Source organism: Aneurinibacillus tyrosinisolvens, from assembly GCF_001015055.1.
GTDB classification, from domain to species: Bacteria; Bacillota; Bacilli; order Aneurinibacillales; family Aneurinibacillaceae; genus Aneurinibacillus_A; species Aneurinibacillus_A tyrosinisolvens.
The window spans coordinates 254,668-268,142 of sequence record NZ_BBWZ01000002.1 but is presented as its reverse complement, the minus strand read 5'-3'; the positions used below and the strand labels follow the sequence as shown (position 1 = coordinate 268,142).

Annotated in this window: 13 protein-coding genes; all 13 read right to left on the bottom strand. The window is 44.4% G+C overall.

The features are described 5' to 3' along the window. Nucleotides 1–17 precede the first annotated feature (17 nt). The 13 genes from MBEAL2_RS31565 to MBEAL2_RS31560 all read right to left on the bottom strand — a co-directional run bounded on the left by MBEAL2_RS31565 (nt 18) and on the right by MBEAL2_RS31560 (nt 13,072). Nucleotides 18–395, bottom strand: coding sequence for an Rpn/YhgA-type helix-turn-helix domain-containing protein (locus MBEAL2_RS31565; protein ID WP_052947402.1), 378 nt, complete (start codon nt 393–395; stop codon nt 18–20). After that, on the bottom strand, nt 316–543 hold the full coding sequence (locus MBEAL2_RS29970; protein ID WP_082129726.1) for a PD-(D/E)XK nuclease family transposase: 228 nt from the start codon (nt 541–543) through the stop codon (nt 316–318). The genes MBEAL2_RS31565 and MBEAL2_RS29970 overlap by 80 nt, the downstream gene beginning before the upstream one ends. Before the next feature lie 128 nt (nt 544–671). After that, nucleotides 672–2,189, bottom strand: coding sequence for an efflux RND transporter periplasmic adaptor subunit (locus tag MBEAL2_RS03265; RefSeq protein ID WP_047150887.1), 1,518 nt, complete (start codon nt 2,187–2,189; stop codon nt 672–674). A gap of 1 nt (nt 2,190) precedes the next feature. Further along, on the bottom strand, nt 2,191–3,711 hold the full coding sequence (locus tag MBEAL2_RS03260) for a DHA2 family efflux MFS transporter permease subunit (RefSeq protein WP_047150886.1): 1,521 nt from the start codon (nt 3,709–3,711) through the stop codon (nt 2,191–2,193). Nucleotides 3,712–3,723: 12 nt separating this feature from the next. After that, a complete protein-coding gene (locus MBEAL2_RS03255; RefSeq protein WP_047150885.1) occupies nt 3,724–4,377 on the bottom strand; it encodes an HlyD family secretion protein in 654 nt (217 codons plus the stop codon). Nucleotides 4,378–4,453: 76 nt separating this feature from the next. Beyond that, nucleotides 4,454–4,960, bottom strand: coding sequence for a MarR family winged helix-turn-helix transcriptional regulator (locus MBEAL2_RS29965; RefSeq protein ID WP_161798156.1), 507 nt, complete (start codon nt 4,958–4,960; stop codon nt 4,454–4,456). 130 nt (nt 4,961–5,090) lie between these two features. Next, a complete protein-coding gene (locus tag MBEAL2_RS03245; RefSeq protein ID WP_052947401.1) occupies nt 5,091–5,552 on the bottom strand; it encodes a copper amine oxidase N-terminal domain-containing protein in 462 nt (153 codons plus the stop codon). 133 nt (nt 5,553–5,685) lie between these two features. After that, nucleotides 5,686–6,645: an SLAP domain-containing protein gene (locus MBEAL2_RS03240; RefSeq protein ID WP_047150883.1), complete on the bottom strand. Its 960-nt coding sequence runs from the start codon at nt 6,643–6,645 to the stop codon at nt 5,686–5,688. Between the two features lie 81 nt (nt 6,646–6,726). Next, entirely contained in the window at nt 6,727–7,806 is a 1,080-nt protein-coding gene (locus MBEAL2_RS03235; protein WP_047150882.1) for a hypothetical protein, read from the bottom strand. 50 nt (nt 7,807–7,856) lie between these two features. Then, nucleotides 7,857–9,260 carry an MBOAT family O-acyltransferase gene (locus MBEAL2_RS03230; protein ID WP_047150881.1) on the bottom strand — a complete coding sequence of 468 codons (1,404 nt, stop codon included), beginning with the start codon at nt 9,258–9,260 and terminating at the stop codon, nt 7,857–7,859. A gap of 174 nt (nt 9,261–9,434) precedes the next feature. After that, nucleotides 9,435–10,571, bottom strand: a complete 1,137-nt coding sequence (locus MBEAL2_RS03225) for a TolC family protein (protein WP_047150880.1) — start codon at nt 10,569–10,571, stop codon at nt 9,435–9,437. Between the two features lie 124 nt (nt 10,572–10,695). Continuing rightward, on the bottom strand, nt 10,696–11,931 hold the full coding sequence (locus tag MBEAL2_RS03220) for a copper amine oxidase N-terminal domain-containing protein (protein ID WP_047150879.1): 1,236 nt from the start codon (nt 11,929–11,931) through the stop codon (nt 10,696–10,698). Beyond that, the gene (locus MBEAL2_RS31560; RefSeq protein ID WP_047150878.1) at nt 11,873–13,072 is read right to left on the bottom strand and encodes a hypothetical protein; all 1,200 of its coding nucleotides are present in this window, start codon (nt 13,070–13,072) and stop codon (nt 11,873–11,875) included. Before MBEAL2_RS31560 ends, MBEAL2_RS03220 begins: the two co-directional genes overlap by 59 nt. Nucleotides 13,073–13,475: the final 403 nt, after the last annotated feature.

The window sequence follows — 13,475 nt, the reverse complement described above, 5'->3', positions numbered from 1 at the left end:
AAATTTAGCGTAATTTATCAATTCTTTTTAAGTTTCTTAACTTCTTCAAGGGAAAGGCCAGAGTAATTGGCTATCTGCTCAATCGGCATACCATCTGCCAGCATTTTTAACGCGATAGCCCGCTTTTCTTCACTCCTACCTTTCTCAATACCTTTCTCAATACCTTTCTCAATACCTTTCTCAATACCTTTCTCAATACCTTTCTCAATGCCTTTCTCAATGCCTTTCTCAATGCCTTCCTCATACCGCTGCAGTTGCCTGCGCTCGTTCTCTTTAATGGCAGAAAGCTGGTCCATCAATGCCTTATGACGCGCCTCATACTCCCGAATCGCTTCCGGGTCCCGGCTCAAGTCTTCCCATTTCTCCATCGCTTCCTGTAATGTCGGATTGTCCATTGCCCGCACCTCCAATCGTAATCCGCTTTTCGGGAGCCGGCTTCAACATCGCGTTAAGAAACGCCATCAAAATCCGCTCATTCTCCTGCGAGCCGAATAGCCTTTTGAAGGCAAAATCAACGTATAGCTTCATCCATTTTGTTTCCACCGGATCCACCTCTTTTCTTTTATTATAGCACGGTGTGCTCCTGTATCATAATAATCCCCATGCCCAACGCACCAAAAAAGCCCATGGATTTTTGAAAAAACAAAAACCATGGGCTTCAGATATATCCATTATGGCTGTACGCTTATCTTATCCTGATCCGACAGCATTTCTGCCTGCGTTGTTACAACCTTCTCACCAGCTTTAATTCCACTCTTCACCAGCACCTGTGAGCCATTCTGCTGCCCTACGACAACTTCACGCTTCACCGCATGGTCACCCTCAGCAACAAACACGAACGACTTCCCTTCCGCCTTCACAAGGGCGGAAGCAGGAATCACAAGCCCCTGTGGAGCCTTCGGGTCTGCCAGCGTAATTTCGGTAACCATACCGGATTTTAACTGCAGCGTCTCATTCGGCACGCTGATTTGAACCGGGTAGCCCTTTCCTTTTTCATCGAGCGGGCTCACTGTTTTCACCGTTCCGGTTGTTACATAGTTGAAAGCAACCGCCTTCACCTGCACCTTATTCCCTGGCTTCACCTGGTTGATACGCTCAGCCGGAAGATAAACGAGTACGTTTACCGTGTCCAGATTCGCAACAACGAGCACAGGAGCAGGAGACTGCGGAGATACCATTTCGCCGACTTCAGCATTCTTCACACCGATGATACCATCAATCGGCGAGCGAACGACCGCATCAGAAAGCGCGTCTCTTGCAATCTGTGCGCCCACTGCTGCCTGCTTCAATCCCTGGCGGCTCGCTTCAATTCCGGCTGTTCCGCTAGCAATCCCGATTTGCTGCTGGGCCGTTTGGTAGCCGCTCTCTGCGTTTTGGTAGCCAGATGTGGCATTTTGATATCCGGACGTTGCATTGTTATAGCTATTCGTTGCCACAGTTAGGCCTTTCTGGGCGGCTGCCAGTTTCTCCTGCGCATTCTTCTGGGCGATCTGTGCACCCTGATAGGCGGCCTGCGCGTTCACGTACGCGGTTTCTGCCTGGTCCACCTGAACCTGGGAAGCGGCTCCCTGGTCAAACAACTGCTTCATCCGGTCGCGGTTCGTTTTGGCATCCGTGAAGGCCTGGTTTGCCTTCTGGAAATCCAGTTTCGCGCCTTCCACGCCATGCTGCGCCTGCTCAACCCCACTGCGGGCCTGGGTAACCGCACCCTGCGCCTGGAGGATACCGCCCTTCGCCTGCACCATACCGCTCTTTGCCTGCACCATACCGTTTTTCGCTGATACAGCACCGCCCGTTGCCTGTACAACGCCTGCTTTCTGCGCCTGCTCAGCCGTTTGAATGGTTGCGCTGGAAGCCGCAACCGCCGCATCCGCGCGAGCTACTGCATTTCGTAAATCTTTATCATCAAGGGCGAATAGTACCTGCCCTTTCTGTACTCGTGTTCCGACTTCTACTGGAATCGAAGCGATCTTTCCGCCCACCTTGGGCACAATGTTTACTTTCTCATTCGGCTGTACCGTTCCGGTATATACAGGGCCACTGCTCATCACGCCTGCTTGAACCTGGGCTGTCTTAACGGAAACCGGTCCCTGCTGCATAACCTCCTGGGCGTTTGTACCGCACCCCGCAAGGAGGACTGTACCGAGCAGGACAACGCCCAATCCTTTACTTATCTTTGATTTTGCCATGCTATATTCCCTTTCTTTCTTTGCTATCTTTTTTCTTCACCATAAAAAGAAAAACAAGTGGAATGGTCACGTAAAGCGGCAGGGCAGAAAGCAGGAATGTTTCCGCCACTCCCCGGGTCAACGCTTCTCGCTGTATCATACCGCCAAGAGCGGCACTCGTGCTGCTGCCAAACATCTGAGTCACCGTTGTCAGTGAGTCTCCTGTAACCGACTCTGCAATGTGCTGGGCGTGAAGGGCGCTGCGCTGCTGCATAATTGTGGTCAGCACCGCAATTCCCATCGACCCCGCTACCTGGCGAATCAGGTTGGAGAGCGACGAGGCGTTCCCCACCTGTTGCGGGGCCACTGCATTCATCCCGGCCGTAGAGAGAGGCATCATACAAAGCCCAATGCCAATTCCCCGAAGAGATAGCACGGTTTCCAGCCACTGGTGCGATGTATCCACGGTCAAATTGTGCAGCTCGTATGTCATCACACTCAGCAAGCTTAATCCGACAAGGCCAAGCGGAACAACCCCTACTTTGTCAAAAAGCCTCCCCGCAATCGGCATGGTAACCGCCATGGCGATCGCCTGTGGAATCAGAATAATCCCCGTATCAATCGCGGAAACACCCTGAATGTTCTGCAAGAAAATTGGCGTTAAGAAAATCCCGCCAAACAACCCGACCGTAACAAGGCTTGCTGAAATGACGCTGAGCGTATAATGGAAATTCTTAAACAGGGACAAATCAATCAGCGGATTTTCTTTGCCCGTCTCTACCCACAGAAGAAGGAGGAGAGAGCTTATCGAAACATAAAACAGTCCGACAATCTCAAATGATGTCCAGCCTTTAGACTGGCCGTTACTGAGCGCATACAGCAAGGTACCGGCCGATAAGGATGAAAGAACAAAGCCCCATGTATCGAATTTCTTGCCTGCGGTTCTTTCCGTTTCCTTCAGCAAGGCCATAATCATGAAAATCGCAAAAAGGGCAATCGGGATATTAATAATAAAAAGAAAACGCCAGCTCAACCATTCAATCAAATAACCGCTTAGCGTAGGCCCGACGGCCGGGGCTACCATGGCGGAAATTCCCCAGAGTCCGAGCGCCATTCCAATCTGGTGCCGGGGCATAATTTTATAAATAATCGCCATACTCACAGGCATGATAACGCCCCCGCCAAGCCCGGAAATAATGCGGGCGATGATGAGCGACATATCACTCCAGGCAATGGCACAGAGGAAAGCTCCTCCTGTAAAGACACCAAGCGCAATAATCAAAAATCTCTTATATCCGAGGCGCTCCCCCATGTATCCGCTAATCGGGATGATAACGCCCGAAGCCAGCATATAGCCGGTTAATACCCATTGAATCCGGTCCTGCGTGGATCCAAAAACATTCATCAGCTTCGGGATCGCTACGTTAATTAAACTATTGTTTAGAATTGCCACGAAAGCCGCTAGGATAATGGCCAGCAGGGCAAACCAGCGGTAACTTGCAGATTCTTCGGAAGGCACGGCAGCTGTTGGTGTGGTTGCCATTGTAACCCTCCTTTACGATACGTGAATTTTCACTTCAACGTTGGTTCCCGGAATCAGTTCCAGCCCGGGCGCTTTGCCTAATGAGATTTCTATCGGAACACGCTGGGTTACTTTATTGAAGTTTCCGCTGGTGTTCGTTGCAGGCAGGAGAGAAAACATCGAGTTGGACGCTTTGCCTACTCTGCGCACCTTGCCTTTGAGTGTCTGCCCGTTCAGCGTGTCGATCGTCACATCGACTACCTGGCCAGGCTGGATACGATCCACATATGTTTCTTCGATATTGGCCGATACATACAAGTCATTCATGTCGACCATTAACCCTACAGGCGAGCTTGGTGAAGCCATTTCATGGTCTTTGGAGAACAACTTGATAATCGTTCCGCTCACCGGCGCGCGAAGAACGGATTTGTCGATCATGCTTGGGTCCATGTTGGACGTGTCCTGCTGAGCAATCGCCTGGTTCTGCTGCACGGTATCCCCTTCTTCGACATTCATGCTCGTTATTTCCCCGGCAATTTGTGGCAGAATTCGATACGTGTCGCCCTGAATGCGCGCGTCGTCTGTTTTTACATAATGCTTTCCCTGGTACCAGTAGTAATAACCGATACCGCCCCCTCCCAATACGATGATTGCGAGAAGAAAAATCAACAACTTCTTCCGGTTCATTCTCCCACCTCAACCTTTTCTATGTAGGTTCTTTCTCAACCTAATCATTTGAATACGAAATATAGACGCAAAAATTTTATCCCTTACGATCGTGCAGTTTATCCTGGATGTGATTGGAAAGGAGGGTAAGGGACTTCAGGATGGACTGTCTCTCTTCCTCAGTAATTCCGGCAAGCAGGGAGTCAAAGTATTGATCCTGAAGAACAGGCACTTCGTTCGTAATCCGCTTGAATTTATCCGTACGCGCAACCCAGACTACCCGCCGGTCTTCCTTGTCTCGAACGCGCTCCACGTATCCGCCCTCTTCGAGCCTATCGATGATGCCGGATACGGTGCTGTTGGAAAGTCCAACTTCCCTGCTAATCTCGGATATCTTGAGGCGGCGGTTTTTAAGGGAGCGAAGGACAAGAATCTGGGGGACGGTGATGCCGTAGGCGGAGAGCTCACAGGCGACGAGGCCGAAGAAGCCTGGTTGATTTGTCTGATTAAGAAACGGATTTGCCGTGATGGATTTTCCATTCCCTCCCCCTCCTTTCCATGTGTTTCGGGAAAAAACATTTCGTATCCGAACTATTTTTTTCAACAAAAGTTATTGTAACAAGATTTTCTTGTTTTGTCATTTGTTTTTTTAAAAAGAAAATGTAAAAATAGTAAACCCCCCTGAAATTCAGGAGGGTTTAGTTTGCATGGTATAAACAATTAGCCATGGCACCCTATGGCGTGGATGGTGTAGGTGACGCTGATGGCGCTGAAATAATATGTACGGCATTTTCTTTTTTGTCCCAATTAACGCTGGCACCGAGCACTTCACTCACAAAGCGGGCAGGAACAAGCGTACGGCCGTTAATCGCCTCTGGGGGAACATCTAATTTTACTATCGTATTTCCTCCTGTGACCGCGTTTTCAGATCCAATCGTAATCGTGAACTTTTTGTCCCCTTTTGTAGCCGTAATCGTCTTTTCACTTTCATTCCACTGTACCTCAGCACCTAACTTAGTGAAAATGACTCTCATCGGTACAAGCACTCGGTTCTTCTTGATTATCGCAGACTGTTCAGATGTAATAGATACACCATCTACAAACACCTTAGTAGCAGCTGCTCCGGCTATAGAAGGAACCGTAAGCGCTGTGCAAGCAACAGCCGTGCATAAAGCAGAAATCAATTTCTTTTTCACCCTTGACCACCCCTAAGATAAATTTTCTACATTCTTATATACCCAATATTTCTCCCGTTAAACAATATATAGTAGTAAAAAGATAAATATACATTAATAAATAAAGAAGCACCCCTGGGGATGCTTCATAAATTTACCCTTCTACTCGAATGGACCAATCAGATAAATCAGGATTTTCCTTTCTAATCAAGTTCTTGTCGTATTCCAACGTATACAGTGTCACTGAAGACGGAGGGAGCAGGACACCAGAAAGATCAAAAGAAGCGGAGGCCACCTCATCACCCTGTGTATCAAGAACCGTGCAGACAAGATTGTCTGGAAGGCTAACCTCTTCTTCACGTCCATTACGGATATATAGCTCTACAGCAAGATTACCTGCTTCCGAAAAAGCAAAACCTCCGCGGATAAAGTTAATCTGCCCCTGAGTTTCCTCTAAAATATTCAATGCATGAGCCCGCGCCTGGCGGTACTCCTTCTCAACTTGATTCTGGATCGAAAAATCCTCCCTTGTTTCAAAAGGCTCAATTGGCGTTACTGCACGGAATTCATCCCCATGCATATGAAACGCCACATACCAGGAAGACAAATCAAATGAATTCATTGTAAAATGCTCTGGATAAAATTCAAATTGATAAGGAAGCGCTGTTTTCGGCTCCATCTCCACTGCATCGAGATTAAATACCCGCCGCGCGATTAAATTATTATCTGCATCAAATAAAACAAGAGGAACAAAGGTTAAGAATATTGCTTCTTCCGTGTTGTTGCGCAAGAAAGCCGTGAGGGTAAATCCAAAGGTCCCTTGCTCCAACTTATATCCATCAATGGAAAGGGTCCCTTCCTCAATCGGAGGCAGTTCACTATGAATAAATTGCATAACATAGCGTAACTCATTGGGAAGCTCGTCCTTTCCCTGCGGAAGAACTAACCGAGTCTGCGGCCGGGCATACTCTTTTTCCTTTACTGGCTGTTCTTTTTCTGAAACAAAGCCATCTTCCTGATGTTCAGCACCAGCCGATTCCTTTACCTCTGTCTCATTTATTGATGGTTCCTGAGTTTGCTCGGAATCGGTTGAACGCTTTTTAAAAAAAGCCATAAATTTTTAACCTCCTTTAATCTACTGCTATTATAGCTTGTGTATAAAAAAAACAGAAGCGCAGTTCAATTACCCATCTATTTATGGAGATCGCCTTATTAGCTGCTCCACATTTACAGATTTCACCTGATTCCGCAGCTTGTTTATGTTTATTTCTAAATTATGGGGAGTAACCTGGTATTTATTATTAGTCATTTCATCTATGATAAAATTATTAATTTTTTGCGAGTAGTGTGATGTATCCCGATAATGGCTTAAATCATACGTAATATTCGTATCATACTGGAAATCATACAGTTTTACATTCGGCATTGAGCCGATTTCAGTAAACATATATCGCTTCATACCGATCAGGCTATCAAACAACTTGTTATCATAGAACAAACGGTGAGTCAAAATAGAATAAGGCGGATAGAAAAAGTAAAAGTTTACGTTCTTATATTGCTTCACAAGCGGGAAAATATTTTGATCCGCACTTTCTCTTATCAACTGAAAAGCTTCCGGATCTGGCTTCATCACATGACCGGGATCTTTCCCTTCTTTCCACATTTGATAATCTTTTACTACCCTCTCTTTACCGAATACAGGAAGGCTGCCCCAGTTGTTAAGCATGTCCAGGTTACTCGGATAAGGGCGATTTCTCGTAATAGAGTCAATAATATGCCAGCTTTGCTGGAGAGTATCATTATTGAATAAGTATTTCACATCATTCAAAGGATTTTTATCATATAAGTAAAACGGAAAGGGTCCCTGATCATTCCGTACCCGCAGTGGTTCCCCGCGTAAGGATGAGAAATCAACGGCCCATATTACGTTTTTTACTTTCCCTGTTTCCAATGCCAATTTGGCGATTAAGTATTGCTCATGTACGGAAGAACCGGACGCAGACAGCTTTATCGTTTTTGCACCCAGCTTCTTATCCACATAGGAAGGAATAAAATTCTGTGTCATTGAGCTGCCTACAATGATCGTATCGTATGGATAGTTTTTTGCCAGGCCAGGATTTTGGAAACGCTCCTCTTCAGAAAATGAAGGATGATAGGAAGCTTTGCGGTAAAACTGCAGCGGATCAATAAGGTAGTTAAATAAACTAATAATCCCAACTCCCCCAATAGAAAACAGGAGATACCAGGCAAGCCATTTTTTATATCGTTTTTTCAATTCATACCTCCAAGAATTCTTCCTCATTCCCACTTTAATATTATTCCCAGTTAAAAATTAAAATAGAGGAATTCACTGATACGGTAAAAATGCAGCAGCGAGTAAACAAACAGGACAGACGCCGCTAAGGCAATAGCGGGGTTTGGCTTAAAGCGGGAGGTTAACTCCATCGAGTTACGCGCGAATAAAGCAAGCACTGCAGCAAATAGAAGAAAGAATAAAGCAAACCCAGCATCTGCAATTGTAATTTCTTTCAGCGAAACATGGATACCATTAAGCCCAAACATTCCCTTCAATACTTTTACTGCATCCTCCCATTGTTTTGCCCGGAAAAATACCCAGGTTATATTCACAAATTGAAACGTAAGAAACCAGGCCAGCCAGCGAGGCATCGGAATATTGAACTTCGACCAGTAACGATGAAAAACGGTCGCTATCCCATGCAGGGAGCCCCAGAGAATAAATGTCCACCCAGCACCGTGCCAGAAGCCTGTCAGCACAAAAATAACGAGCAAATTATAGTATGTACGCAGCCTTCCTTTACGGTTCCCTCCGAGCGGAATGTAGACGTAGTTACGGAAGAAACGCCCCAGTGTAATATGCCATCGGCGCCAGAATTCCTGAATGTTAAGAGACTTATACGGCGAGTTAAAATTTAAAGGGAAGCGAATATTAAATAAAAGCGCTCCCCCGATCGCCATGTCCGTATATCCACTGAAATCAAAATAAAGCTGGAACGTATAGGAAAGAGACGTTATCCAGGCCTCTGAAAAAGTCAAAGTCGGCAGTTTATCAAATCCCTGCGTTGCCCACGCAGCAAGCGTATCTGCAATCACTACCTTCTTAAATAAACCAATAGAAAATATGAACACGCCCTGTGAAATGTTTTTCCAGCTTATTACCTTATTCCGCAACAGATCGAACTGAGGCATCATTTCTTTGTGGTGCAAAATTGGACCGGCAATAAGATGAGGGAAAAATGTAACGAATAAGATATAGTTCAAAAAATTATATTCTGTACTCTCCCCACGATACGCATCCACTAAGAATGCGGTCTGAGTAAACGTAAAGAAGCTAATTCCCAATGGCAAGATAAGATGCATGAGTGGAAAAGCAGTGGAAAAAAGTTCATTTGTATTGTTAATAAAGAAGTCCGCGTATTTGTAGTAACCAAGCAAAGCTAGGTTTCCTGCTATTCCTACCGTTAATATTAACCTCTTATATATTGTCTTCTCGCCCATCCTGCCGAGTGTCAATCCTACTGTATAGTTGAACAAGATGGAACCGAGCAGCAGGGGAAGATAAGAGATGTTCCACCAGCTGTAGAAGAATAGGGAAGACAGAGCCAACCATGCTTTAGAAAAAACAACAAAACGCCATCTAATCAAAAGGAAATAAATAATAAAGACAACAGGTAAGAAACCTAGAATATATTCATAGGAGTTAAACAGCAAACGAAAGGTACCTCCCTTACTTTATAGCAAAATTCGCCCCATCAAATTCTATCATACAAAAGAAAATGCCGCCAACGCCTGGTTATATTATAGTATAAAACCCAATTATTCTCTTTTAAATGCAAAAAACAGGCACCCTATACAGGTACCTGTTAAAAAGTAAGCATAATGAACTTAGGAAGCCGATCCGGCCCAAGGCTTATAGAAAGTCTGGATTAAATTATCATGCTGTACACTAAGTTCGGACATTTTTTCTTTCAACTTATCAACGGTAAGCTGTGCATTGCTTAATTCAAGTTTCGTAGCTAAGCCTACATCATATTGAACCTGAGTAGCACGAAGCCCCTCTTCTGCAACACCAACGTTTTCTTGTAATCCCTTGTAGTTGTCTTCAATTTGACGAATAGACTGATAGATCGTCCGTAATGCTTTTGCCGTCTGTTCCTTTGCATCTGCATACGTGTTCTCAGCTTTGGTTACGTCAATTTTCTTGGCATCGTACGTATCCGGATTTGACTTGTCATTAAACATGTATAAATCAACACTGAGGCGAGCTAACTCAATTGCCTTATTCGCCTTCCAAAGCGCAGGGTTTTCGGAAAGGGTACGGGTAATGTGGCTTTCTAAATCCACATCAGGCATATCAACAAAGGTAAGCTGATCTGCCAGTTGCGGCCGGGCTTCCGGACGCAAGCCAACTAAAGAATCGAACTTTTGGTAAGAGGCTTCTAGAGCCTTTCCAGCTGCTTCCTTGCTTTTCCGATCAGCATTATACGTTCCATCTGCTTTTGTTTTTTCAACCTTACTGGATACTCCTGTTTCAAACTTTATCTGTGTAATATTTCGCTGCATGTCATCATTATGAACGGTTAAGTCCGCCAATTTTTTCTGTTCCTGTGCCTGAAGAATATCGTTATAGGCCTTTCTGACATTGGCTACAACAGTGTCCTCATCAATCACAGCTTGCTTTTTGGATATCTCATATCCGACGCTTGCTTTTTGAAATCCACTAAAAGCCATATTCGCTGCCTGGTTATAGGCATCGTAGCTATAAGGAGCATTGGGATTTGGGATAGGAGTATATTTTACATTCTCCCCCACTTTATCCCTTACTTCGGCAGAACGATCAATATCCTCTTTTGAGTTTTTCAGTGTATAGCTGTTATTTAAAGCGCGTTCAACGGCCTGCTGATAGGTTAGGGTTAACTCCTGATCCTTTTGCTGTTCTGCAGCATAAGCCGCAGGAGAAAGCACAGCATACGGTACAAGCAGCGATGCTGTTACGAGTAAAGCGGATAGTTTCTTTTTCATTGATTACCTCTCCTTATTCAAAAGAAAACTTTTCGCAAGGCAAAAAATTACTATTAAACGGTAGTAGAAAGGACTCCCCGTTAGAGGAGTCCTTTCGTCATTTTATTAAGCCTGTGAATTAAACTTATTTTACAGCTGGTGTACCAAGAGAGATTGCACCAGTAGATTCATCGTATTGTACAGGAACGTTCAGTGCATCGCCAAGGAAGCGGATAGGAAGAACAACGCGTCCGTTTTTAGCTTGAACTGCTACGTCCATTGGTACAGAAACACCATTGAGTTTGTATTCTTTCTTACCAAGCACCATTTGGACAATGTTGCCGTTCTTGAATACTGTAACAGTTCTTGTAGCTTGATCCCACTGTACATTTTGAGCTCCAAGAGCGTCAGCAGCAAAGCGGATTGGCAGGAATGTACGGTTGTTCTCAGCGAACGGAGCAACATCCATAGTTTTTTCTGCGCCGTCAACTGTGTAAGTTGTTGCGCCAAGTTTAAATGCTACAAAAGCAGATGAACCTTTACCAGCAGCTGGTGTACCAACGTTAGCAACATCTACAGAAGTTACAGAATCAACGCCTGGGAAGTCAGTTTGACCTTGTGTCTGAACTAAAGCGTTACCGCCAACTTTAACAGCGATAGGACCTTCTGGAACTGTACGGTCTACAGTTACTTTCATTCCGCTGAACTTAAGAGCACTTGGCTTTGTACTAGTTGATCTTGTAGTAACACGGATTTCCCATCTGTTGTTATTCCATACTTTTGTTGCAGATCCTGTGTCGATTGACAAATCGCCATCAGTCACCTGAACACTAGTTGGAAGAGTTGGTGTTACACCTTCAGGGAAGATAAGCGCAACAAGGTTGTTATTTATTCCGTTAGTTACTGAATGGTCGATTGCTTCAGCAGCAGCCTCAGTTAAAGTCACATCACCGATAGGCTGTGCTTGCTGACCAATTTGGATGTTCGGAAGAGCTCCGTCAACTTTAACGTCAACAGGTTTTACAACTTTAGCAACAGTAAGGTCACCAGTAAGGTTTGCAGATCCGCTTACTGTTAACTTGATATCGCCAGTAGCATCAGGAGAAACATTGATTTTAGCATCTTTCAATACTGCTTTTAATGCATCACTGCTCGCATTAGCAACAGTTAGACGAAGAGTTTTCTTGTCAGAACCAATAATTTGCGCTCCACCTGGGTTGATAACAGCAGTGTTCTTGTTTTTAGACTGGGAATCATCATATCTGAAGTCAGAAAGGCTTCCCCACTTCGCATTACCGGAAAGTGTCAGGTTGATTGTACGATTAGCTTGAAGGCTTGCTTTTACTGATTCTTCGATAGCAATGCTTCCAATTTTTTTCATCAACCATACCTGCTTTAACATTTTTCGGATCACCAACAGTGTAGATTTTTGAACCGTAGTCGCCATACTTAGCAACAAGCAGGTCACTGTTTGAAGTGCTTACGTTGCCGGATGTGCTAATGGTTGCTGTTACATCGCCAGTTTTCGCAACAGTTTCATCGTCAATAGCGATACCGAAACCTTTGAGTAAGAGGTAAGATGCTTCAGTAGTAGCAGGGTCGGTGCTAGCTGAATTGTTAACAATGTTAAGCTGTCTTCCGCTTTCAGAAAGATAGAATTGAACTTTAGAAGCTGGTATTCCGCCTGCATTTAACTCATCAATGTTATTTGCAGGAATGTCACTTTGACCAGTTGGAACATCAACATAACTTCCACCGCTGTTCTTATATACCCATTTGAATCCAGAAGGCAATTTGTACTTCAGACGGTCTCCGGCTTTGAATGAGCCAGCACGATCTTCTTTAATACGGATGTTATCAAGGTCTTGAAGTCCGCCAGATGTGATCGTTTTTGCTTTATCGATTGTAGTAGTAACAGTACCGGAAGTAGAAGCAGTTGCAACTGTTACGCTGCCATCGTTGAAAGCAGAACCTTGTTTACCTTCAAGTGTTGCTTTGATTTCGCTTGGTGCGCCAGAAGGAACTTTAACACCTTGGAAGTTGATATAGAACTTACCAGTGCTTTTGCTTGGATCAATATTAGCTTTAGTGAAAGTAAGTCTGATTTGGTTCTTTGAAACCACCTGATAACTGATATTGCTATTAGTCAAGTAAGCGCTAGAAAGATAGTTATCACCTGCAGCACGTTCAATTTTAGTTGCTCCTGTTGTTCTGTTAGCAGTATCAGATACAAAAGTAGCAGTGTCAGAATTTGCTGGTGCAACTACTTTACCTGCATCTCCTACAGTAAATCCAAGATCGAAATCAGAAGGAAGAGATACAAGTAGGTAATCTCCGCTTGTAAGTTCAGAACCGCCGAACTCAACGTAAGCTTTACCAAGGTTTTGAGTAGATTCAGATCCTGCAGTAACACCTGTTACGTTTGTACCGCTATAAGTTGCAGCAAATGCTGTGAATGGAGTCGCTAATGATGCTACTAAAGCTGCTGTAGTAACGACTTTAAGAGTTTTAGTTGTCTTCAAGATTTTTTCCTCCTACATTAGGATAATATTTTTTCGGATATGCCGTAGAGCTTTACTGATTCAACGATCTTATCACAGTAAAACTATCATACTGTATGACCTGCGTTCAGGAACATACTCCTCCGTATTGAAGGGACATACTCCGTTCTTGCTTCGGTTGAGAGTATTGTCTATTTATATTTCTTGAGCTCTCCTCTCCCATATGTACCTTCACCCCCTTTCGAGGAGTTGATGAGCTCTATTTATTTATTTTTTTTTAGTTTTTGTAAACAAATATGTAAGAGATGAGAGAGTATTACTTGGTATAATCTACTATTTTCTCTTCTCCCATAGGAAAGTATACAATGCTTCCTGAACGAAGTAAATAGATAAATAACAAATGTTGGTGCTATTCACTCTAATT